Origin of the sequence: Dyella sp. AD56 (genome assembly GCF_002878475.1) — a bacterium.
Classification (GTDB): domain Bacteria; phylum Pseudomonadota; class Gammaproteobacteria; order Xanthomonadales; family Rhodanobacteraceae; genus Dyella.
In genome coordinates, this window is the sequence record NZ_NRDP01000007.1 from 108,491 (window position 1) to 129,678 (window position 21,188).

The 21,188-nt window shown below is 63.2% G+C and carries 22 protein-coding genes; 12 read left to right on the plus strand and 10 right to left on the minus strand.

Translation table 11 applies throughout. From position 1 onward, the window contains the following. Positions 1–12 precede the first annotated feature (12 nt). Both cls and DyAD56_RS06575 read right to left on the minus strand, forming a co-directional pair. Positions 13–1,416: a cardiolipin synthase gene (gene cls, locus DyAD56_RS06570; protein ID WP_102301950.1), complete on the minus strand. Its 1,404-nt coding sequence runs from the start codon at positions 1,414–1,416 to the stop codon at positions 13–15. Positions 1,417–1,427: 11 nt separating this feature from the next. After that, on the minus strand, positions 1,428–2,357 hold the full coding sequence (locus tag DyAD56_RS06575) for a LysR family transcriptional regulator (protein ID WP_102301951.1): 930 nt from the start codon (positions 2,355–2,357) through the stop codon (positions 1,428–1,430). Positions 2,358–2,483: 126 nt separating this feature from the next. Here DyAD56_RS06575 and DyAD56_RS06580 point away from each other — a divergent pair, with 126 nt between their 5' ends. The 5 genes from DyAD56_RS06580 to DyAD56_RS06600 all read left to right on the plus strand — a co-directional run bounded on the left by DyAD56_RS06580 (position 2,484) and on the right by DyAD56_RS06600 (position 8,444). Further along, positions 2,484–3,704, plus strand: a complete 1,221-nt coding sequence (locus DyAD56_RS06580) for an MFS transporter (protein ID WP_102301952.1) — start codon at positions 2,484–2,486, stop codon at positions 3,702–3,704. Between the two features lie 34 nt (positions 3,705–3,738). Next, on the plus strand, positions 3,739–4,794 hold the full coding sequence (locus tag DyAD56_RS06585; protein ID WP_102301953.1) for an SDR family oxidoreductase: 1,056 nt from the start codon (positions 3,739–3,741) through the stop codon (positions 4,792–4,794). A gap of 300 nt (positions 4,795–5,094) precedes the next feature. Continuing rightward, positions 5,095–6,108: a zinc-binding alcohol dehydrogenase family protein gene (locus DyAD56_RS06590; protein ID WP_102301954.1), complete on the plus strand. Its 1,014-nt coding sequence runs from the start codon at positions 5,095–5,097 to the stop codon at positions 6,106–6,108. A 791-nt stretch (positions 6,109–6,899) separates the two neighbouring features. Then, positions 6,900–8,009, plus strand: coding sequence for a hypothetical protein (locus tag DyAD56_RS06595; protein WP_146010451.1), 1,110 nt, complete (start codon positions 6,900–6,902; stop codon positions 8,007–8,009). Positions 8,010–8,120: 111 nt separating this feature from the next. After that, positions 8,121–8,444: a ubiquitin family protein gene (locus DyAD56_RS06600; protein WP_199178905.1), complete on the plus strand. Its 324-nt coding sequence runs from the start codon at positions 8,121–8,123 to the stop codon at positions 8,442–8,444. Between the two features lie 135 nt (positions 8,445–8,579). Here the strand turns inward: DyAD56_RS06600 and DyAD56_RS06605 are convergent, their stop codons facing one another. Together DyAD56_RS06605 and DyAD56_RS06610 are read right to left on the minus strand one after the other, a co-directional pair. Then, the gene (locus DyAD56_RS06605) at positions 8,580–9,950 is read right to left on the minus strand and encodes an FAD/NAD(P)-binding protein (RefSeq protein ID WP_102301956.1); all 1,371 of its coding nucleotides are present in this window, start codon (positions 9,948–9,950) and stop codon (positions 8,580–8,582) included. A 39-nt stretch (positions 9,951–9,989) separates the two neighbouring features. Beyond that, positions 9,990–10,568, minus strand: a complete 579-nt coding sequence (locus tag DyAD56_RS06610; protein ID WP_102301957.1) for a cysteine dioxygenase family protein — start codon at positions 10,566–10,568, stop codon at positions 9,990–9,992. Positions 10,569–10,789: 221 nt separating this feature from the next. Here DyAD56_RS06610 and DyAD56_RS06615 point away from each other — a divergent pair, with 221 nt between their 5' ends. Then, positions 10,790–11,080 carry a hypothetical protein gene (locus DyAD56_RS06615; RefSeq protein WP_102301958.1) on the plus strand — a complete coding sequence of 97 codons (291 nt, stop codon included), beginning with the start codon at positions 10,790–10,792 and terminating at the stop codon, positions 11,078–11,080. Between the two features lie 90 nt (positions 11,081–11,170). On the opposite strand, the gene DyAD56_RS06620 is transcribed toward DyAD56_RS06615, so the two are convergent. Both DyAD56_RS06620 and DyAD56_RS06625 read right to left on the minus strand, forming a co-directional pair. Beyond that, entirely contained in the window at positions 11,171–11,830 is a 660-nt protein-coding gene (locus tag DyAD56_RS06620; protein WP_102301959.1) for an energy transducer TonB, read from the minus strand. Positions 11,831–12,004: 174 nt separating this feature from the next. Then, complete coding sequence (locus DyAD56_RS06625; RefSeq protein WP_158241282.1) at positions 12,005–12,832, minus strand: universal stress protein; 828 nt, start codon at positions 12,830–12,832, stop codon at positions 12,005–12,007. Positions 12,833–13,135: 303 nt separating this feature from the next. Here DyAD56_RS06625 and DyAD56_RS06630 point away from each other — a divergent pair, with 303 nt between their 5' ends. The 3 genes from DyAD56_RS06630 (at position 13,136) to DyAD56_RS06640 (ending at position 14,709) form a co-directional block, all read left to right on the plus strand. Further along, entirely contained in the window at positions 13,136–13,564 is a 429-nt protein-coding gene (locus DyAD56_RS06630; protein WP_233202325.1) for a hypothetical protein, read from the plus strand. A 108-nt stretch (positions 13,565–13,672) separates the two neighbouring features. Then, complete coding sequence (locus DyAD56_RS06635; protein WP_102301962.1) at positions 13,673–14,341, plus strand: hemolysin III family protein; 669 nt, start codon at positions 13,673–13,675, stop codon at positions 14,339–14,341. Beyond that, entirely contained in the window at positions 14,338–14,709 is a 372-nt protein-coding gene (locus tag DyAD56_RS06640) for a TfoX/Sxy family protein (protein WP_102301963.1), read from the plus strand. Before DyAD56_RS06635 ends, DyAD56_RS06640 begins: the two co-directional genes overlap by 4 nt. 24 nt (positions 14,710–14,733) lie before the next feature. On the opposite strand, the gene DyAD56_RS06645 is transcribed toward DyAD56_RS06640, so the two are convergent. Both DyAD56_RS06645 and DyAD56_RS06650 read right to left on the minus strand, forming a co-directional pair. Continuing rightward, positions 14,734–16,500: a DUF885 domain-containing protein gene (locus DyAD56_RS06645; protein ID WP_102301964.1), complete on the minus strand. Its 1,767-nt coding sequence runs from the start codon at positions 16,498–16,500 to the stop codon at positions 14,734–14,736. A 115-nt stretch (positions 16,501–16,615) separates the two neighbouring features. After that, positions 16,616–17,098, minus strand: a complete 483-nt coding sequence (locus DyAD56_RS06650; protein WP_102302158.1) for a DUF456 domain-containing protein — start codon at positions 17,096–17,098, stop codon at positions 16,616–16,618. Positions 17,099–17,227: 129 nt separating this feature from the next. Between DyAD56_RS06650 and DyAD56_RS06655 the strand changes: the two genes are divergently transcribed. Then, on the plus strand, positions 17,228–17,863 hold the full coding sequence (locus DyAD56_RS06655) for an RIO1 family regulatory kinase/ATPase (protein ID WP_233202326.1): 636 nt from the start codon (positions 17,228–17,230) through the stop codon (positions 17,861–17,863). 29 nt (positions 17,864–17,892) lie between these two features. Here DyAD56_RS06655 and DyAD56_RS06660 read toward each other — a convergent pair whose 3' ends face one another. Beyond that, entirely contained in the window at positions 17,893–18,792 is a 900-nt protein-coding gene (locus tag DyAD56_RS06660) for a LysR family transcriptional regulator (protein ID WP_102301965.1), read from the minus strand. Positions 18,793–18,909: 117 nt separating this feature from the next. Between DyAD56_RS06660 and DyAD56_RS06665 the strand changes: the two genes are divergently transcribed. Next, entirely contained in the window at positions 18,910–19,512 is a 603-nt protein-coding gene (locus DyAD56_RS06665; protein ID WP_102301966.1) for a short chain dehydrogenase, read from the plus strand. Between the two features lie 68 nt (positions 19,513–19,580). Here the strand turns inward: DyAD56_RS06665 and DyAD56_RS06670 are convergent, their stop codons facing one another. After that, the gene (locus DyAD56_RS06670) at positions 19,581–20,357 is read right to left on the minus strand and encodes a ferredoxin--NADP reductase (RefSeq protein ID WP_102301967.1); all 777 of its coding nucleotides are present in this window, start codon (positions 20,355–20,357) and stop codon (positions 19,581–19,583) included. Positions 20,358–20,692: 335 nt separating this feature from the next. On the opposite strand from DyAD56_RS06670, the gene DyAD56_RS06675 reads away from it, so the two are divergent. Next, positions 20,693–21,112, plus strand: a complete 420-nt coding sequence (locus tag DyAD56_RS06675; protein WP_102301968.1) for a PDZ domain-containing protein — start codon at positions 20,693–20,695, stop codon at positions 21,110–21,112. The last annotated feature ends 76 nt before the right edge of the window (positions 21,113–21,188 follow it).

Consider the following 21,188-nt stretch of genomic DNA (forward strand, 5'->3'; position numbering starts at 1 on the left):
AACTGGCAGGCGTCAGAGCACCGGATCGAACAAGCGGGCGACATGCATCGCTAGCCGCCGCAGATACGGCGCCTTCTCGTACTCCGCTTCGGTGACTTCATGGGCATGCGCAAAATCGTTGCCCAGCATCGCTTCCACCTGGGTGGCGAAATCGCGGTCCACGTTGAGTGCGCCGATCTCAAAGTTCAGACGGAACGAACGGTTGTCGAGATTCATGCTGCCGACCGAGGCCGTATCGTCGTCCACCAGCAGTACCTTTTCGTGGATGAAACCGGGCTGATAGCGGAACACGCGGATGCCCGCACGGATGGCGTCGTGCGCGTACAACGTCGAGGCGAGGAACACCGTGTGATGGTCCGGTCGCGACGGAATGAGCACACGGACATCCACGCCACGGAACACCGCCAGCCGCAGCGCCGACATCACGGCGTGGTCAGGCACGAAATAAGGCGTGGTAATCCACAGGCGGCGACGTGCCGCGTGGATCAGCGCAACGAAGAACAGCGAGCAGGTTTCCTGGCGATCCGCCGGCCCCGTGGCGGCAATCAACGTATGTGCCGTGCCTTCGCCCAGCAGCGGCTTGAGCAGTGGGGGCAGGGCACCCGTTACCCAGTGCCAGTCTTCCGCAAAACTGCGTTGCAGATCCGCCACCGCAGGGCCTTCGATCTCCAGGTGTGTGTCGCGCCACGGAGCTAGCGGCGGCTTGAGGCCAAGATACTCGTCGCCTACGTTGAGCCCACCGACGTAACCACGCATACCGTCGACCACGACAATTTTTCGGTGATTGCGGAAGTTCAGCTGGAAGCGATTGCTGCGCCGCTGCGTCGCGAACGGATGAATACTCACGCCCGCTTCGCGCAGCGTTTCCACGTACGCATGAGGCAGCGCGTGGCTGCCGATGCCGTCGTACAGCACACAAACGTCTACGCCGGCACGCACGCGGTCGATCAACACCTGCTGCATGCGCTTGCCGAGCATGTCGTCGTGGATGATGAAAAACTGCACCAGCACACACCGCTGCGCACCGCTGATAGCGCTGAGGATGGCCTCAAACGTGGCGTCGCCATTCACCAGTAGGCGCAGGCGCTGGCCCTCGTGGAAGCGTGCGCCGAGCATGCGCGCGATTTCGCCGTAGCGCTCGGTGACCACGGGCGGAGCGTCGTCGCTCGCGAGTTGCTCGTCGGCGAGGGCCTGGATCTGGCCGCGTCGCGCACGGTGCAGATCCACGTAGCCGTGGAAACGGCTGCGCCCGAGATATAGGTATGGCACCAACGTGATGTAGGGCAGAAGCACCAAGCCCAGCGCCCAGGCAAACGCGCCTTGTGGCGTGCGCGTATTCATCACTGCATGCATCGCGGCCAGCACGCCGGCGATGTGCAAGGTAAGCAGCAGGGCACCGACAATGGTGGTCAGCAAGGTCTATGTCCTCAACGCATGGCTGCGCGTACGGTATCGAGCACATCTTGCTCGCGCGCTTTGAGTTCCTGTTGCAGATGATCCACGAACAGGCGGATGCGTGCAGGCAGGTAGGCGCGGCTTGGGTAGATGGCGTAGATGTGGGCGTCCGGCAAGATTACCTCGCTCTTGAGCGGTACCAGTCGGCCTGCGCGCACGTCCTCGGCAATATCCCAGGCGGACTTGAAGGCGATGCCGTGGCCGGCGAGTGCCAGCGTGCGCATCAGGTCGCCGTTGTCGCAGGTGATCGCGGCATCCACGCGCAGGGGGCGAGGCCCCTCGGGCGTCTGCATGATCCAGGGCAACACGCTGTGGCCGGGGCGGTGCAGCATCAGGCAGCGGTGGTGCCGCAGGGCCTCCACGCTGTCGGGGTGTCCGTGGCGTTCCAGATAGTCCGGTGAGGCGCAGAGCACGCGGAAGTTGCTGGTCAGCAGGCGCGACACCAGCCGCGAGTCGGCCATGCTGCCGCCACGCACGGCCACATCCACCCCGTACTCGAACAGGTCGAGCATGGTGTCGGAATTGGTCAGGCGCAGGTGAAGCTGCGGGTGCTGCCCGGCGAAATCCGCGGCAATGGGGCCGATGTATTGCCGACCCATATCCACCGATGCGGAGATGTGCAACTGCCCCCGCACCTCCAACTGGCGCAAACCGACCGCCGAATTGGCATCGTCCACGTCAGCGATGATGGCCTGGCACCGCTCGAAATAGATGGTGCCCTCTTCCGTAAGTACCAGCCGGCGCGAACTGCGCTGCAGCAGCCGCACGCCCAGCGTGGTCTCCAAGCGGGTCAGCCGCTTGCTGGCGGCCGCTGGCGATAGGCCCAGCTCCCGGCCGGCCGCCGACAGGCTGCCTTCGGTGACGGCGCGGACAAACAGGCGCATGTCGTCGAAATCGACCATGGAATCCCAGACCCTGAAAAGAGGAGATCTTTAACTTACGGGAAAAGATGCCTCTCTAGTTTGCTCAATTCTCACAAGAAACGACAAGGCGCAAAGTGGCGGCCGTTTCCGTCAGGGATCCCTCCCATGAACGCACAAGATTCCCTTCCAACGTCCGGCGCCTCGGCGTCTGACCCGTCCCGGCTGGCCTTGCTGGCCCTGTCCGTGGCGGCTTTTGCCATCGGCACCACCGAATTCGTGATCATGGGCCTGTTGCCCGAGGTGGCATCGGACCTGCACGTCAGCATTCCCTCCGCCGGCCTGCTGGTGTCCGGCTACGCGCTGGGCGTGGCGGCGGGTGCGCCGCTGCTGGCGGCCCTCACCGCGCGCATGGAGCGGCGCAACGCGCTGTTGCTCCTGCTCGGCCTGTTTATCCTGGGCAACGCCCTGTGCGCCGTGGCGCCTAACTACGGCGTGCTGATGGTGGCTCGCGTGGTGGCCGCGTTCTGTCATGGCTCGTTCTTCGGTATCGGTGCGGTGGTGGCCTCGCACGTCGTGCCGCGTGGGCAGGCAGCCCGCGCCATCGCGCTGATGTTCACCGGCCTGACCCTGGCCAACGTACTGGGCGTGCCGTTCGGCACCTTCCTTGGTCAGTGGGCTGGCTGGCGCTCCACCTTTGCCGCCGTGACCGGCCTGGGCATCGTGGCGGCCATTGCGGTATGGCGTTTGGTGCCGGCCTTGCCGGATCTGCCGTCGCCACACATGAAGCGCGAGCTCCGCGTGCTGCGACAGCCGCAGGTGCTGTTGGCGCTGCTGATGACGGTGCTGGGTTTCGGTGGCGTGTTCACCGTGTTCACTTACATCGCGCCGATCCTGCAGCAGGTATCGCATGTCAGCGTGGGCGCTACCGGTTGGGTGCTGATCCTGTTCGGCGTGGGTACCACCATCGGCAACATGCTGGGCGGCCGCCTGGCGGACTGGCGTTTGATGCCGTCACTGGCCAGCGTGCTGGTGCTGCTGGCAGTGATCATGTTTGCCTTCGCGTGGACCATGCACAACACCATCGCCGCCATCGTCACCGTGTTCGTTTGGGGCATTGCGGCTTTCGCCACCGTGCCGCCGTTGCAGATGCGTGTGGTGCAGCAGGCGAGTGAGGGCCCGCATCTCGCCTCCACGCTCAATATCGCCGCCTTCAACCTGGGCAACGCCATCGGCGCGTTCATCGGTGGCTCGATGATCGGCATGAACCTTGGCCTGCCTTCGGTGAGCATCGCGGGTGCGGTGGTGGCTTTGCTCGGCCTGTTGGTCACGTTGATCAGCGCCGCACTCGAACGTCGTCGCGGCGCCACCGTAGTCGCGTGCGCCTGATTCCTGCACTTGCTCCATTGAACGAAGGAACGTCATGACATCGCAGCACAAGGTAGCCCTCGTCGTCGGCGCGCAGGGCGTGATCGGCCGTAACTTGATTGATCACCTGTCGACATTGGACGATTGGCAGGTGATCGGCCTCTCGCGCCGCGACGGTACAAGTCAGGGCCGCGTGCGCCACATCGCCGTCGATCTTCTCGATGCCGACGACACGCGAAAGAAACTCAGCGCGCTTTCCGACGTCACGCACGTGTTCTACACCGCCTACCAGGATCGCCCCACCTGGGCGGAACTGGTGCCGCCGAATCTCGCCATGCTGGTGAACGTGGTCGACGCCATCGAACCCGTGGCCAAGAACCTGCAACACATCAGCCTGATGCAGGGCTACAAGGTCTACGGCGGTCACCTTGGACCGTTCAAGACGCCCGCGCGAGAAACCGACGCGGCCTTTATGCCGCCGGAATTCATGCACGACCAGCAACGTTTTCTCGAAGCGCGCCAGCAGGGCAGTGCGTGGAACTGGTCGGCCATCCGCCCTGCCGTGGTCGGTGGATTCGCGCTAGGCAATCCGATGAACCTGGCGCTGGCGATTGCCGTCTACGCATCGATCAGCAAAGAACTCGGCCTGCCGCTGCGCTTCCCAGGCAAGCCGGGCGCTTACGACCGTCTGCTCGAAATGACCGACGCCGGCCTGCTCGCGCGTGCCACCGTGTGGGCAGCCACCGAGCCGCGTTGCGCCAACCAGGCGTTCAACATCACCAATGGCGACCTGTTTCGCTGGAACGAGATGTGGCCCTTCATCGCGGACTATTTTGGTCTAGAAGTAGCGCCGTCCCTGCCGCTATCGCTGGACACCGTGATGGCGGACAAAGCGCCCCTGTGGCGAGCGATGGGCGAACGCCAAGGCTTGGCACCACACGACTGGTCCGAGGTATCGTCCTGGCGTTTCGCGGACTTCGTATTCTCGTGGGATTACGACATGTTCGGCGACGGCTCCAAGGCGCGTCGCTTCGGCTTCCACGAACATGTCGAAACCAAGGCGATGTTCACGCGACTGTTTGACGACTTTCGTCGGCGCAGAATCATCTAGGGATGCTCTGGTCTATTCGACGTGGGTGTCACCGGTTCTGTTTGCCTGCCACTGCGCGCCGCACTGGTGAAGGCAGGCTGGTGGCCTGTCGAGACAGTGCGGCGCGCAGTGGCAGGCAAACAGGGCCGGCCCTGCGGGTGATGTCCAGAACGCCCGCAGGCTGCGGTGCGCAACTTGCCCAGGCAACCAGCCTGGGCCGCGTCACGCCCCACAGCCTGCGAGCGTTCTGGGCATCATGCCACCCGCGTTGAATAGATCAGAGCATCCCTAAGTTATCCCCTTTTGCTTGAGGAACCTTGCATGAAAGCCGTTGCCTACCAGCAGATGCTGCCCATTACCGATGCGCAGAGCCTTATCGACGTCGAGCTTCCGCAGCCCGCGCCGCAGGGACGCGACCTGTTGGTGCGGGTTGAGGCCGTGTCGGTCAATCCCGTGGATACCAAGATACGGCAGCGCGTCGATCCCGCAGGCACCGACAAGGTGCTGGGGTGGGACGCAGCGGGTACCGTGGTGGCTGTGGGCGCCGACGTCACGTTGTTCAAGCCCGGTGACGACGTGTACTACGCGGGCGCCATCGACCGCTCCGGCAGTAACGCCCAATTTCAATTGGTCGACGAACGCATCGTGGGGCGCAAGCCCTCCACGCTCGACTTTGCGCAGGCCGCCGCCTTGCCGCTCACTACCATCACCGCGTGGGAGATGCTGTTCGATCGCCTGGGTGTGCCGCGCGGCAGCACGCCACGTAGTGGCGTGATTCTCGTCGTTGGCGGTGCCGGCGGTGTGGGATCGATGGCTATCCAATTGATTCGCCGCCTGACCAATTTCACCGTCGTCGCCACGGCCTCGCGTGCGGACACGCAGGCATGGGCGACGGACATGGGCGCGCATCACGTAGTCAATCATCACGGTGATCTGGTAGCCGCGGTCAAGGCAGTCGCACCGCAGGGCGTGGACTACGTACTCAGCCTTACGCATACCGAGCAGCACTATGCCGCGCTGGTTGAACTGCTCAAGCCCCAGGGCAAACTTGCCTTGATCGACGACCCGGCGACACCGCTGGATATCCGTCTGCTCAAGCAAAAGAGCCTGTCGTTGCACTGGGAGTTCATGTACACCCGTTCGCTGTTTCACACAGAGGACATGCAAGCCCAGCACCAACTGCTCAATGAGGCGGCTGATCTGGTCGACGCGGGCGTGCTACGTACGACGCTGCGTGACAACCTCGGCACCATCGGCGCGGCCAACCTGCGACGCGCGCATGCGCAAGTGGAGAGTGCAAGCACGATTGGGAAAGTCGTGTTGAGCGGATGGTGAATCGCCAGAGCCTCGCATTGCCGCGATCAAACCCAAAAGGCGGATCAACTGGCGACGGGCTATAGCGTCAGCGTGCAGCACCAAGGCTGATTCTTATGCGTGCCAGCTATAACAGTTGCGCAGCGTCGGCATGGTGATCGCCACCGTGCTTGTGGCGTGAGTGAGAGAACCCTCGCCGTTTGCGAACCGCCGGCAGACGGCGGTTCCATCGGTCTTACACCACAACAACACAGCTCCGTTGGCAACAATCGCTTGCTGCGGGCGACGGCAAATGGGGCGATGTCTATGTGCAGTCGCTGTGGGTGCATCGTGCCCGTGAATGGCGATGCATGCGTCGATCACAAGGCGATAACTGTGCATGCGCTAGCTTCGCGACCCGGAAATCCGGGTTCAGCGACGAAAGCGATCTGGCATTTCTGGGTGCCGACAGTTGGCACCGTCTTAGGCATAGTCATCGTTCTGCAGCGTTGTAGTACGCGGATAAGCAGAAGAGGTATCGGCAATTCGATGGATCGGTGCGCCTTGCTGTGCATGACGGCCGCATTGAGCGATTAAGCGTCGCTAACAACATCGGGGGCAAGCTCAAATCATCTTTCCAGCGAATGCTGGAATACAGCGTCGTGGCATGCAAGGAAGTCACCGTAGCCCGGCGTCGGCTGGGGTAACGGCGGTTTTGTTGGTGGTTTTCTCTTGTTGAAAAGCGAGGTACGCAGGCGCCATCGCGCCTTCGTCAGGTACGCGTGTGCCATTCAAACGCACATGTATGGCCCATCCACAAGCGGGGGACAATCATGAAACGTAAGCTAATGGTTTTGGCGCTATCAGTCGGATGCATCGGCGTTGCGGCTGCGGCGTCGATTGCTACAGGCAATCTACTCGCAGTCGATCAAAGCGCAGGCACCAATCAACAAGGTGCGCTATTTATCGTTGATCAAAGCAGCGGCAACCGAACGTTGTTCAGCGATTTCGGGAGTAGCGCACAAGGGGATACGGGTGTCGATCCCAGTGGCGTGGGTTGGATGCCAGCGGGCTTGCTTGGGCTGCTCGGTTCGGCCGAGGCCATCGTCACCGACAGCAGCGCGGGAACGAACGGACAAGGTGCACTTTTCGAAGTCGATCCGGTGACGGGCTATCGAGCCCAACTTAGTGATTTCGGCAACAGCGTGCAGGGTGATGTTGGGCAGGATCCATCCGGCGTATTGGTCGTGCCGGGTTTGTTGGGATTGACTGCGCAGATCCTGGTGGTCGATCCAATGGCCGGAACGAATGGCCAGGGTGCAATCTTTTCGGTGAACAGTTCAGGCAGTCGCGCGCTGCTGACGGATTTTGGCGTTGGCACGAATCAAGGCGTCTATCCCGATAGCATGGTGTATTGGCCCGGGCTCCTCGGATTATTGGGCAGCACCATTTTGGTGGCGGATGGCAGCGCCGGCACGAATGGTCAAGGTGAGCTGTTTACGGTCGACCCGGGCACGGGCACACGCAATGTATTGAGCGATTTTGGCAACAGCGCTCAAGGTTGGGTCGACACGAACCCTGAGTCCACGCCGATGAGCGTGACGATCAGTCCGTCAGGTGCCATCTATGTGCTGGTGCAGGAACTGAGTTCGGGTGGTGGTGGCGCCGTGGTGCAGGTGAATCCAACGAACGGTTTTCGAACCCTGCTCACCGATTTTGGCACGGGCTCGACTGCGCAAACCGCCATCGCACCGAACGGCATTACTTGGTTGTCGTCGTCGGGATTGCTTGGTGTAACTGATGCGGATGGCGGTCCCGAAGGAAATGGCGCTTTGCTGACAGTGAATCCGTCGACGTACCAGGTTCAAACGCTCAGCGATTTTGGTAATGCCAATCAAGGCGCGCTGGGTAGCGATCCCAGCGGACTGACGCTAGCCCAGTAGCTGGACGTGCGCGCCATCAATGAATACGCGGATGACCTAAGCGCCATGCGCAAATGTCCCAGATCGCGATCGATCGGCGACGAAGCGCACCAACACATAGGGAAAATATCCATGAACACTTCTACACGAAAAAGCCGTTTAAGCATGGGACTTCTCGTTTTTCTTGCCTGCGGTTTCATGACCTTTGCGCCGTCTGTCATGGCGATGCAGTTGTTCATCAAAACCCTCACGGGTAAGACGATTACCATCGAGGTCCAGCCGTCCGATTCGATCGAAAACCTCAAGGCTTTGATTCAAGACAAGGAAGGCATTCCCCCTGATCAACAGCGACTTATCTTCGCCGGTAAGCAGCTTGAAGATGGCAGGGCGGTGAGTGATTACAACATCCAGAAAGAGTCCACGTTACATCTGGTTCTACGGCTGCGTGGAGGGTGAGTTCGCCCAAGCGTCGCCGTACTTTCAAGTCAAGCAAGACGTAGAGGGTGGCGATGACAGAACCCGCGACAACGACGTTCGGCTTGGTGATGAATGGCCTACATGAAAAAGGGAGCGCCTGGCGCTCCCTTTTCCTTACTCGCTCTTCATCAGGCGATCCGCGAGGTTGCGTGCCTGTTGCCGGATTTCCGGCATGGCCGTCGATTCCCACAATGCGCCACGGAGCAGGGTGCCGATGGCATAGAAGTGCTGCCACGTTTGCGTGCCGTGCTTTACGCGGCCTTCGGTAGTGGCGACCACGCCGAGGCCCAGCGGGTCGGCCGTTACATGGCCGTTGGTCGATAGCTGGCGAACCAAGGCGTGCTGTGTGCGGCGCACGTCGGTATTCAGGCCCACCGTCTGGATCACCAGGTCAGCGTCCATCGTCTCCACGCCCTTGCCGTGTGGCAAGCGGATGTCCAGATGCAGCTTGTCGCCCGCCACGTCCACGGCCTGCAGGCGGCCACGGCGGCGGTGCAAACGGCCGGCGCCTTCGAGTGCCGCCATGGATGCCATCACTTGCGGCGGCATGCGATGGCGCACGCGTTCCCACGCCCAGCGCGCATGCCGCAGGAAGCGCGAGCGTTCCACTTCGGGAAGCATCGCCCAGAGCGACGGTGTATGCGGGCGCAGGCTGTCGATCACCGTGCGCCAGTCGGCGCTCTGTGCGACAGATTCGCGCAGCAGGCGAATCCAGTTGCGGATGTAAGGCGCCTCGCGCATGGATTCGATCAGCTCGCTGCCGTCATCGGCCGGCGCGGAGGCTTGGTGCAGATGCGGTTCCGGCAACAGGCCGTGGCGTGAAATGGCTTCGAAGCTGGCGTTGGGCCATAGCACCGACAATTCCAGCAGTACGTCGACCGCAGTCAGACCCAACCCGATCAGCACGACTTTGAGCGGGCGCGTATCCGGCTTGGCCTGGGCGAGGAACCCCCAGGGTTCGGTGACGTACCCGCCGCTGGCGAGAGCCGCATCGGCGACGCCGCCCAAGGGCAGGGGCGGTAGCGAACCGATGGCCAGCACGGCGGCATCGACGCGTGTGTTTTCCTCACCGTGGACTACGGTGACGCCGGCGCTCTCCGGCACGATGGCATCCACCGCGAATGGCAGTACGCGTACGTCGTGGCCGGCCGCGCGGGCGCGTTCGAGCGCGCGTTCGACTTCCGCCTCCAGATAGTCGCCATAGAGGCGACGCGGCAGGAAATCCGTGCCGGCGATGGTGCTGTCGCCGCGCTGGGCGAAATCGAGGAACCCGTGCGGCCTGGCGGCAAACATGCTCATGGAGGCGGCACGAACATTCAGCAGATGCTTGTCGGACCGCGTGCCATACGCGACACCGCGCGGCGAATTCGCGCCGCCGGTGTACCAGTCCAGATGCAACGGCTGCGGCAGCTGGCGTTCCAGCAGCTCGCTCAGCAGCGCTGCCGCTGCAGCACCGCCGCCGATGATGGCGACCCGTCGATACATGCCACTCCCTTAAATCAAAGCGTTTGGAACCTGCGTGGCTCAGGCGTACAGGCGACCAGCGATGCTGCTGCGCTGCGGGCTCTTGGTCCACTGGCCGGCTTCGCCGGCTTCTTGGTATGTGAAGTACTGTGCCAGATCGCCACCGTAGACGTGAAGCGTCAGTGCCGTTTCCTGCCGGGAGAGGTTGCGGCAGCGGTGTGCGTAGCGGTCGTCGGCGTCGAACCAGCTGACGTCCCCGGGGCCCAGCCAGTCGCGGCCGGTCATTCGCAGGACCTTGCCGTTTTCATCGCGGTCCCATGACTCCACTTCCAGGGCACCATGCAGGGCCATCTCCAGGCCCCACAGCCCGTCGTGGTCATGGATGGGCGAGCTGTAGTTTGCCGGCCATGCCATGACCAGGACGCTGATGTCCGGCTTGCTGCGTTGCGCGACGATCCAGCGCTCGAAGCCCTTGTCGCGCAAGCGCAGATCGGCGAGATCCGCGTCCAGCGCGTGCCTGTTCTGATAAACCGCGCGGCTCAGCTCCCGGGACATGGTGGCTAGATCGGGATGCTCGCCCACACCATAGTCAAACGCGATCTCACGCAGCGCCTTGAGGTGTTGCATGTGTTTGGCCATGCGATGTTACTCGATGGAAACCGGCGCGCAGTGGAGCATGTGGGTCGTTAAAGTCCCGTAACCCGAGGGGACGGAATAGGAGCGGGCCGGCATGACTTTCGCGACATGCGCGAGGCACCGCAAAAGCGCACGATGCTACTCAAGAAGGCCTTGAAAACGGCATCGATCGCCTCAAAACGTCGATGCGCATGGTCGCCGGCGATGCCGGGAGGAGAAGCGTCATGATTGCAATGAGCGTGCTCTTGATGGTGGTGTTGGGAATCTGGCTGGGTGCGGTGGCGATAGGCCTGGTGTTCAAGCTCATCTTCACCTTGATCGGCGGTCTTTTCAGTGTGGTCGGCGCGCTACTCGGTGCTTTTTTCGGTGGCATCGCGCTGTTGATCGTAGCGCCCATCGTGGCGCTTGCCCTGTTGCCCGTGTGCCTGCCCGTGATCGTGGTGGCGGCCGTGGTATGGGCCATCGTGCGCGGATCACGCGGTCACGCGCAGCCGGTGACTGCCAGTGCCCGCTGATCTTTTCGTTTGCCGAGGAAGGGCCCGACCTGCCACTGGATGCAGGCCGGGCCTTCCTTTTTGTGTCGCGCCGGTGGGCGACGGGCGCGCCTACAGCTCGTTCAGGCTGAATGTCACGGGCACGCGCGCCCATGCGCGCACCGTATGGCCGTTCACGGTGGCCGGCTCGAACCGCCACCCCTTCAAGACTTGTTCGCGTGCACTGCGGTCGAGCACGGGCTGGCCGCTGCTCTTCTCCACCGTGACGTCTTGCGGGACGCCGTTCTCGTCGACCAGCACCTTGAGGATCACTTGTCCTTCCAGGTGCGAATGCAGGGCTTGCGGCGGATATTTCAGCGGTGTCGCCCGGTAGGCGAGCGTGGCTTCCACGGGCGCACCTGTCGTTGGAGCGTCGGTCGACGGTGCCAGTGTCGGCACCACCGGCGGTGCGGGGATGCTGCCCTCGTCCGTCGTGGTCACGGGTGGGTTGACCGGTAATGGCTGCGGTACGACCTGGGTACGCGGCACGGCTTTCGGCTGCACCAGCTTTTGTATGTCGACGGGCGGTGGCGGTGGAAGCTCTTTCTCCGGGGTGATCCAGCTGATCGGCGTAGTGGTGATGCGTTGCACCTGCGCGGCCCACTGCGGAGCCATCGGCCGCATGACGACCATGAGCGCGGCCAGGTTCAGGACAATGGCAGCACTCAGCGCAGCGATGCGGACGCTGTCCGGATGGGCGTGCCGGGGTAAAGCCAGGCTTGCGGACGACATAAGCGACCTCCTGACGTATCGATGTTGGGTTGTCGCACCCGACACGCTGCAGGGGACGCAGTGGGGATCGCGTGGGTGCAATTTCACCCTAGGCCCACTGATGGGACTTGCACAAGTAGCCGTATGGAAGGCTATTCTAGGGTGATTGCCCCGAAACTCCCGGAAAGGGATTTTTCAGTGCGCCACCAGCATGGGTACGTCGCCGTGCATGAACAGGTGGCGGGTGGTGCCACCCAGCACCATTTGCGCAAGGCGCGAACGGCTCCAGGCGCCCATGACAATCAGGTCGGCGCCCTGGGCATGCGCCGCGTCCAGCACGGCGGGGCCCGCCGCGTGACTGGGGCCGATATCCAGCGTCTCGATCCGGGCCTCAATGCCGTGGCGCTGCAGCCAGTCGCCCAGGCCGGGTGGGGGCAGCACCGGCAACATGTCCGAGTTCATCTCGCTGCCGTCGAGCACGCGCACCTCATCTGCCTTCTGCAGCAGCGGTATGGCGGCGGCGAGGGCGAGGGCCGATTCCCGACTGCCGTTCCAGGCCACCAGCACCTTGGCGCCCAGGCTGGGAACCGGGGCGGTGTCGGGTACCACCAGCACCGGCCGGCCGCTGGCGAACACGCAGCGGGAGACCGAGCCGAAGCCCACCGGGGCATCGCTGCGCCGCTGGCTGCGTTCCATCACCAGCATGTCGTAGCCGGACGCGGCCAGGCTTAGTGTCTGAACCGTGTCGCCTTGGGTGACTCGCCAGCGACCCGTCAGCGAACGAGGGCTGAGTGCCTGTTGCCACTGATCGGCATGGGTCCGGGCTTCGGCAACCCGGCGCTGGGTTTCTTCCAGTTGTACGGGCACCGCTTCCGGTAGGCTGAAGGCAGTGGCGGGAAGGTCGGCAACGTAGAGTGCATCGAGTCGTGCACCCAGTCGTTGCGCCAGGGCCAGGGCGGCACGAGGGGCGGCAACGTCGAGGTCTAGATGGTCCAGATGCAACAGCAGATCGATCGCTGACATGGCGGCTCTCCCGATTCCCGGTCCGTACCCAGCATAGAGCCTGCCATCAGTGAGCGTGTAGCGCGTGTTGTCGCGGCGGCGAACGCGGGACAAAAAAAGCCCCGCACAGGATGGCGGGGCGGCAAGGCCAGGCGTCGGGGGAGAGAGAGGGGACGCCCGGTTGTGCCATTTTTTCGCGGTGCGACTTGTTTTGGCGTACATCTGGAGTGAATGCTGTATTCACGCCGTAGAAGGTGAGCGCTCGCCAGAATCGCTGGCTTGCCGCGATGGCGGATACGTTTTCAAGGGAGACATGCCATGGGTATGGGGAAGTGGGTAGTGGCGGCGACGCTGGTCTTGGCCGGCTGGGTGGGCTCGGCACCGGCACATGCCGGTGACCTGGAGTGCAAGATGAGTTTCCGCCTCGCGGGTTGGTCGGTGTTCTATCAAACGGCTACCGGCAGCGGCACCGTCCGTTGCAGTAACGGCCAGAGCATGAGCGTGCACATCCGCGTCAAAGGCGGTGGGCTGACCTTCGGCAAAAGCCAGATCGATAACGGCGTCGGCAAGTTCTCTGGCGTCGGCAGCATGAGCGAGATCAAGGGGCACTACGCCGATGCCGGCGTACACGCTGGCGCGTCGAAATCCGCCGGAGCACGCGTGATGACCAAGGGCAATGTGTCCCTGGCGCTCAGCGGCACGGGTAAGGGCTGGGATCTGGGCGTCGCGTTCGGTGCTTTCATCATCGAATGACGCAGGCGGGCGCGGCGTTTCATACGCCGCGCGGCCTTGCATTCGGACGCGGGGTCGCTAAGGTGGCGGAGCCGTACCCCCGGTACGTTCGGTTCAAGGATCTTCCCCATGTCCGCCAGCTCTGGCACGGCTCTCCCCCGCTATGCCTTCGGCGACGAGGTCGCCAGTAGCGTCATTCACGGCATCGGCATCCTGCTGAGCATCGCCGGTCTCGTCACGCTGGTGTCCTATGCATCGCTTTATGGCGATGCGCGCACCGTGGTGGCGAGTGCGGTGTTCGGCACCACGTTGATCCTCTGCTACACGGCGTCCACGCTCTATCACTCCATTCCTGGTGTGATGGCCAAGCGTGTATTGCGCACGCTGGACCACATCGCCATTTTCCTGCTTATCGCGGGCACCTATACGCCGTTCACCCTGATCGCTCTGCCGGGCGCCTGGGGCTGGAGTCTGTTCGGTACCGTGTGGGGGCTGGCCTTGATGGGCAGCGCGCTGGAGCTGGGCATGCTCAAGAAGTACCGCAAGTTGGCGGTGCTGATGTACGTGGGCATGGGCTGGGTGGGCGTGATCGCGTTCAAGCCTTTGCTCGCGCACTTGCAGACGGGTGGCATGGTGCTGCTGCTTGCTGGTGGCGTGGCTTACACGCTGGGCGTGCCGTTTTACCTGTGGCGCAAGCTGCCGTACCACCATTCGGTGTGGCACTTCTTTGTGCTGGCCGGCAGCGTGCTGCACTATCTCGCGGTGCTGCTTTACGTGCTGCCCGACGCACGGGCGTGAGCGCTGATACCCAGCTTCTGCGCAAGGAACTGGAAGACGCCGCCACGCACCTGGGGCGTCCACACGATCTTCGTTTCAAGCCGATGTTCGGCGGTCTGATGGCCTGGTTCGACGAGAAGCCGTGCGCGTGGTTGTCCGCGCAAGGGTTGGCGCTGCGGCTGGCGGAGGCGGATCAGGCTGAACTGTTGGCGGAGAAGGGCGCTGCGCGATTCCGCCATCGCCCGGACGAGCCGCCGAGTCGCGACTACATCCTCGTTCCGTCCGCGCTTCGTCGCGATACCGCTCGCTTCGCCCAATGGCTTGAACGGAGCAGCAACGCACCGGCTCCACAAAAGAAGAGGCCGCGTCCGAAGACGCGGCCTCGCTAGTGCGAACCGTTCGGCTCGCGAGAATTACTTCTTCTTTTGCGACGGAATGAACTGCGTGCGCACCGCTTCAGCGAGCTGTTCCGGCGGCAGCAGACCCTGACCGATCACGAAGTCGTTGAATGCCTGGCGGTTGAAGTCTTTGCCCAGCGCCAGCTCGGTGTTCATGCGCGTCTGCTGCAAGCGCATGTAGCCATAGAAGTACGCCGTGGCCTGGCCGGGGCTATTGAAGGTGTAGCGGTCCAGTTCCTGCTGCGTCATGGCTTCGGACAAGCCCACGTCGTAACGCAGCACGTCATGCGCACGTTCCTTGGTGATCAGGCCGAGGTTGAGCATCGGATCAAGGAAGGCACGAGCAGCGCGGTGCAGGCGGGCCTGCAGGGCCACGAACTGGCCGGCCGGCGGCTCATACGGCAGCATTTCCGACTCGGCATACAGCGCCCACCCTTCCACGTTCACGCTGTTGAAGGCGAACAGGCTGCGTGCCAGCGACACGCCGCGTTCCACCATGGCCGCAAACTGTAGCTCGTGGCCAGGGCGGCCTTCGTGCGAGGTCAACGTCCACGCAGCGGCCTTATAGGTGAAGTCGTCGTACGAGTCGGATTTGTTGCCGCTAGGGTTGCCCATGGTCAGCACGAAGGTGCCCTGTTCACCGTGATTGTTGATGAACGGCGGCGGGTCCATGTGCGGCGCCGGCACGGCGGCGGTCTCCGCCTCCGATGCGAGGCGCATCTGCATCTTGCGCTGGGGCAGGGTGATGATGTGCTCGCGGCGGATGGTGTCTTCGATGTGGCCGATGATCTCGTGGTACCACGGCACCACGTCATCCTTGCCAAGCTGTTCCTTCTTCAGTGCTTTCAGCACGTCGCGGTAGTCGGTGGCCTGGATGTTTTCGGCCTTCGCCACCACCGGCGCCAGCACTTGCATCATGGAACGCAGCTCGGCGAATTCGAACTCTGCTTCCTTGATCAGCTGTTCCGGCGGAATATCGATGCCGACCTGCCTGAGGTTGTATGCATACAGCGGTTCCGGCAGGCGGAAGTCCGCGCGTGCGCGTGGCACGACGGTCGTCTTCACCCAGCCGTCGTAATCCTTGAGCTGGCCGTCCAGCGCGTCGAGTGCGGCCTTGCCGTCGGCGTCGTCGAGCTTGTACTTGGCGAACAACTGGCGGATGCCCTGCGCATAGCGCTGCGAGTTGCTGAGCTTCTGCTCCACTTCGTTCTTGTACGGGCCGATCAGATCCTTCTCGCCGATGCGCGCCTGGGTCTGCGCCTTGGCCAGATCGATGAGCGGCGTGCAGCCCGGCGTCTTGCCGACGTAGCATTCCAGGCGCTTCACGGCGGACGGGCGACGCTTGGCGTCCACGTCGTCCTTCAGCAGCGCGAACTCACCCTGGAAAATCAGCTGGCCGACGTCCTGGTAAGGCAGCATGTATTTGTGATTCAGATCGATGCCTTCGATCTGCTGGTCGGTCGCCTTGATCATGATCTGCAGATCCTGGCGGACGTTGGCGTCCTTCTCGTCGGCGAGCATCTTCTCCAGCTTCGCCTTGGCGTCGGTGAATGCCGCGCGCGAACGTGCGTCGACGTCGGGCTTCAGGTCAACCACCTTGTCGTCGAAGCCCGGTACGCCGATCTGCGAGGCGAACTCGGGGTTGAACTTCGCCATCACGTCGAGCAGCACCTTGGCATCGGTGTTGCTGCGGTCGATCCAGGTGGGTGACTTGGTTTCCGCCTGGGCGGAGCCGACGGCGACCAGCGATACCGCCAGCGCCAGGGCAAGACGTTTGGACATGAGGTTTCCCCGTAGTGAAGTTTCCCGAGCCTATAGGGGCGCGCGTGGGCCGGCCATGTGCCGAAGGTCGCGCCGTCCGGTGCGGGGCCCAGGGTCAGCGGGGAGTGGCCGGGACTCAGCCAAACAGCATGGCAAAGCCGAACAGGCCGATCATCACGAAAGAGATCACCAGTTTGACGAAGGTGCCGAAGAGCAACCCCAGCCAGGTGGCCACACCTACATGGGCCGAGCGCAGCACGCTGGTGCCTGAGGCCAGCTCGCCTACCAGGGCGCCCAGGAACGGGCCGACGATCAGGCCGACCAGGCCGAAGAACATACCCACCACCGTGCCCAGGCCCGCGCCCCAGAGAGCCAGCCGGCTGGCGCCGACCCGTTTGGCGCCAAGGGACGCCGAGACGAAGTCCATCAGTACGCCAAACGCGCCCAGTGCGCCGATGATCACCAGCCACCACGTGCCCAGGTGCCGGTAATGGTCCACTGCCGCCACCAGCCAGATGCCGCCGAAGATCATGGGGATGCCCGGCAGTGCCGGCAGGATGTTGCCAGCGACGCCACCGATCATCAGCAGCGCGGCCAACACGTAAAGCGCGATCTCCAGCATGGCATCCTCCGTCTCTGACGGCGCAGCATATCGGCATGGCGATGCACCGTGCATACGTAGGTTCGGCGACAATGGGGCAGCCGATGTCAGGCGGATAGTGACGTTCTTGTGGATACCTCACGCGACATACTTTTGAAAGCCGACGAACTCGGTCGCATCGAAATGACTGAGCGCAGTGGCGTGCGCGTGATCCGTCGCGACGTCATGGCGGCGCGTTGGTGGGCTCGCACCGTTGCGCGCCGTGCCGCCGCGCGCGAAGCCCGTGCGCTGGCGAAGCTCGATGGCCTCGACGGTGTGCCCGCGTTGCTGGGTTGGGATGGGCACGAACTATTGCGCGGCTACATCGCCGGTGCGCCCATGCAGCAGGCCCAGCCGCACGATCGCGCCTATTACCGGGAGGCGTTGCGATTGTTGGCCCGACTGCATCGCCGTGGCGTTGTGCACAACGATCTTGCCAAAGAGCCGAACTGGCTTGTACGCGCCGATGGTCGTCCCGCAGTGGTCGATTTCCAGATCGCATGGACGCGTGGCAAGCGTGGCGCCTTGTTCCGCCTGCTGGCACGTGAAGACCTGCGACACCTGCTCAAGCACAAGCGCACCTATTGCCCGGACGCATTGACGGCGCGTCAGCGCGTCATTCTCGATACCCCCGCAATGCACTCGCGGGTGTGGCGCGCCACGGGCAAGCGTGTCTACAAACTCATCGCGCGACGTGTGTTCGGTTATTGGGACAATGAAGGGCAGGGGCGCATACGCGATTGAGGTAGCGGGCTTCTCTGTTAGGAGCGCTTCTACCGAGCAGTATCCGCGCCAAAGCGTTCCAGCAAAAACTCGATCATGCTGCGCAGCTTGGCTGTCGGCCGGCGATCCTGCGCATACAGCAGGTGCATGGGCGTTGCCGGCGGCGCCCATTCGGGGAACACCGCCATCAAGCGTCCCTCGGCAAGATCGTCCGCGAGTAACACTTCCGGCTGCAGCACGATGCCCGCGCCATGCAGCGCCGCGACACGCAGGGCATCACCGTGGTCCACCGAAAGCCGGCCCTGCACGGGTACGTCGCATTCCTCGCCACCGGGGCCGAGCAGCCGCCACTGATCGCGACGACGCCAATTGGTCAGGCCAAGGCAGACGTGTTTTGACAGCTCCTCCGGACGCGTCGGCGTGCCATGCCGTGCCAGGTACTGCGGCGACGCGGCCAGCAGCATGCGATACGGCAGCAGTTGGCGCGCGACCAACTGGGGGTCATCCACTGCACCGATGCGGATACCCAGCTCGTAGCCTTCGCCCACCAGGTCGTAGACGCGATTGTCGAGCGACAACTCCACGCTGACGTCGGGGTAGCGTTGCAGGTACTCGGTGAGCGCTGGGGTCAGTCGCCGGCTGCCGAAACTCATGGGTGCGGTGAGGCGCAGTCGTCCTCGGGGCGTGGCCTGCAGTTCATGGGCGCTGCGCTCGGCCAGCTCCACGTCCGCTAGTACCAGTTTGCAGCGCTCGTAGTAGAGCTTGCCGACCTCGGTGAGCTGTTGGCGGCGCGTGGTGCGATGGAGCAGGCGGGCACCCAGCCGTTCCTCGATGGCGCGGATGTGCTTGCCGGCCATGGTGGGGGATACGCCGCTCGCTTCGGCAGCAGCGGCAAAGCTGCCGGTATCCACCACCCGCACGAACATCGCCATGCTCGCCAGCGTATCCATGATTGCAAACCTGCAGTTTGGAATGGGTGGAATAATGGCACGTTTATTGGAGTACGGGAGAAGCGGAGACTGGGGGCATGGCGACCCATGGGGGCCGCAGCTATCGAGGTTCCATCCATGCGAATTCTGCTTATCGGCGCCAGCGGTACGGTTGGCACGGCCGTCGCGGGGGCACTGGCCCCGCACCATGAACTCATCCGCGCCGGCCGTCATTCCGGCGACGTGCGCGTAGACCTTACCGACATGGCCAGCGTGGAGCGCATGTATCGCGAGGTGGGTCAGCTCGATGCGGTAGTCACCACCGCGGGCAACGTGCATTTCGGCGAGCTGGTGCAGACCACGCCCGCGCAGTTTCTGTCCGGCCTGCAGGACAAGCTTATGGGGCAGGTGAATGCGGTTATTGCGGGCATCCCGCATCTGCGCGATGGTGGCTCGTTCACGTTGACCAGCGGCATCACCGCGGTCGAACCGATCAAACTGGGCACGAATGCCACCACGGTGAACGCGGCTATCGAAGGTTTCGTGCGCTCCGCCGCGACGGAACTGCCGCGTGGCCTGCGTATCAATGCGGTAAGCGCGACACTGCTGACCGAAGCGCTTGAAGCTTACGGCCCGTACTTTCCCGGTTTCGATGCCGTGCCCGGCGAGCGCGTAGGGCAGGTTTATCGGCGCAGCGTAGAGGGTGTGGTCACCGGGCGGGTGTACACGATTTGGCAGTAATCGCGGCACCCGAAACGAAAGCGGGAGCGCACGCCGTGCGCTCCCGCTGAAACAAGCGATTCCGTCGCTTACTTCTCGACGAACGCGCGCTCGATCACGTAATCGCCCGGCTCACGCGTACGCGGTGATACCTGAAAGCCGCGCTCATCGAGCAGCGCGCAGGTGTCGTCCAGCATCGAAGGGCTGCCGCACAGCATCACGCGATCGGTCGTCGGGTCGAGTGGCGGCAAGCCGATGGCTTCACTCATCGAGCCGTTGACGATGTTGTCGGTGATGCGGCCCTGGTGGCGGAACGCCTCGCGCGTCACCGTGGGGTAGTAGACCAGCTTCTCGCGCACCAGCTCGCCAAGGTACTCGTGCTGCGGCAGCTCGTTCTCGAGGTAATCCATGTAGGCGAGGTCGTTGACGTTGCGCACGCCGTGCGCGATCACGATTTTCTCGTAGCGCTCGTAGGTTTCCGGGTCGCGCACCAGGCTCATGAATGGCGCCAGGCCCGTGCCTGTGCCGAGCAGGTACAGGTGCTTGCCCGGCTTGAGGTCGTTGAGCACCAACGTGCCGGTCGGCTTGCGGCTCACGATCAGCGGGTCGCCGGGCTTGAGGTGCTGCAGACGGGAGGTCAGCGGGCCATTGGGCACCTTGATGCTGAAGAACTCCAAGTGCTCCTCGTAGTTGGTGCTGGCGATCGAATACGCGCGCATCAAGGGGCGGCCATCCACTTCCAGGCCGATCATCACGAATTGCCCGCTGTCGAAGCGGAAGCCAGGGTCACGCGTCGTGCGGAAGCTGAAAAGACTGTCGTTCCAGTGGTGCACGTCAATCACGTGCTCCGTCGCCAATGCCACCATTGCCGGTTACCGTCCTAAAAGAATCAGGGGAGCTGCGGGCAGGGTACCGACCATGCCGGTACCGGACTCGTGTGGGGAAGGCGGAAACCGCTGCGCCTGACGAGTGCTGCCGCAAGTGCAGCGCAAGCGTCCATTATGCCATTGGAGGATGCTCAGTTCATGCCTTCGGCCGGGTGCGGTGCGCTGTCGCGCCGCCCCTTCATACGTTCCGTTGACATACCCAGCGCCATCCAGGGCTATCCTCTTGGCGCGCTTTCAGGAGCTTCGAGGGGTTTATGCCCCGGCGCATAGAGCTCGGTCGCGGGATTTCACAGGACTCAGGAGGAGAACTTGTCATGAAGTCTTTGCCTTTGATGATGGCCAGTCTGGTGGCGATGGTGGCACTGCCCGCCTTTGCGCAAACCGCCCAGCTGGCGCCTGATAGCCATGTGAACTACAGCGGCAACTTCCTTATCGTCAAAGACGGTAGGCACCAGTTGACGCTGACTACCGACGGCCGACAACGCGTCTTCGTTGCTTCGGTATGGCCCGACGGCTGGATGGGACTGCACGGCAGCGATCAGATAGAGCGGATCAATGGGCAGCCGATCCGCTGGGTGGGCCAACTGGTGGGTCAGCTGCAGAATCAGCGACCCGAATCGGTGGTGTTGACGGTGTATCACCACGACATCGACATGCGCATTTACGAGAAGCGCGAGCTCACGTTGGCGCAGGCCGACTACGGCAGGCTGATTCCGGTAGCCAAGGCCAATTGAGTGGCCGACAAAAGGCCCCCACTCGGGGGCCTTTTCGTAGGTGAGCTTGCCCATGGGCGTGCGCCGTGGACAAACG

Bases quoted from the DNA above. Each gene is read 5' to 3' on its own strand.
- DyAD56_RS06610 (WP_102301957.1), bottom strand. From the start codon at position 10,568: ATGGCCAAACACATGCAACACCTCAAGGCGCTGCGTGAGATCGCGTTT.
- DyAD56_RS06675 (WP_102301968.1), top strand. From the start codon at position 20,693: ATGAAGTCTTTGCCTTTGATGATGGCCAGTCTGGTGGCGATGGTGGCA.
- DyAD56_RS06630 (WP_233202325.1), top strand. From the start codon at position 13,136: ATGGGGAAGTGGGTAGTGGCGGCGACGCTGGTCTTGGCCGGCTGGGTG.
- DyAD56_RS06595 (WP_146010451.1), top strand. From the start codon at position 6,900: ATGAAACGTAAGCTAATGGTTTTGGCGCTATCAGTCGGATGCATCGGC.
- DyAD56_RS06585 (WP_102301953.1), top strand. From the start codon at position 3,739: ATGACATCGCAGCACAAGGTAGCCCTCGTCGTCGGCGCGCAGGGCGTG.
- DyAD56_RS06645 (WP_102301964.1), bottom strand. From the start codon at position 16,500: ATGTCCAAACGTCTTGCCCTGGCGCTGGCGGTATCGCTGGTCGCCGTC.
- DyAD56_RS06590 (WP_102301954.1), top strand. From the start codon at position 5,095: ATGAAAGCCGTTGCCTACCAGCAGATGCTGCCCATTACCGATGCGCAG.
- DyAD56_RS06600 (WP_199178905.1), top strand. From the start codon at position 8,121: ATGAACACTTCTACACGAAAAAGCCGTTTAAGCATGGGACTTCTCGTT.
- DyAD56_RS06670 (WP_102301967.1), bottom strand. From the start codon at position 20,357: ATGGTGGCATTGGCGACGGAGCACGTGATTGACGTGCACCACTGGAAC.
- DyAD56_RS06625 (WP_158241282.1), bottom strand. From the start codon at position 12,832: ATGTCAGCGATCGATCTGCTGTTGCATCTGGACCATCTAGACCTCGAC.
- DyAD56_RS06605 (WP_102301956.1), bottom strand. From the start codon at position 9,950: ATGTATCGACGGGTCGCCATCATCGGCGGCGGTGCTGCAGCGGCAGCG.
- DyAD56_RS06575 (WP_102301951.1), bottom strand. From the start codon at position 2,357: ATGGTCGATTTCGACGACATGCGCCTGTTTGTCCGCGCCGTCACCGAA.
- DyAD56_RS06660 (WP_102301965.1), bottom strand. From the start codon at position 18,792: ATGGATACGCTGGCGAGCATGGCGATGTTCGTGCGGGTGGTGGATACC.
- DyAD56_RS06580 (WP_102301952.1), top strand. From the start codon at position 2,484: ATGAACGCACAAGATTCCCTTCCAACGTCCGGCGCCTCGGCGTCTGAC.
- DyAD56_RS06620 (WP_102301959.1), bottom strand. From the start codon at position 11,830: ATGTCGTCCGCAAGCCTGGCTTTACCCCGGCACGCCCATCCGGACAGC.
- DyAD56_RS06635 (WP_102301962.1), top strand. From the start codon at position 13,673: ATGTCCGCCAGCTCTGGCACGGCTCTCCCCCGCTATGCCTTCGGCGAC.
- DyAD56_RS06665 (WP_102301966.1), top strand. From the start codon at position 18,910: ATGCGAATTCTGCTTATCGGCGCCAGCGGTACGGTTGGCACGGCCGTC.
- DyAD56_RS06615 (WP_102301958.1), top strand. From the start codon at position 10,790: ATGATTGCAATGAGCGTGCTCTTGATGGTGGTGTTGGGAATCTGGCTG.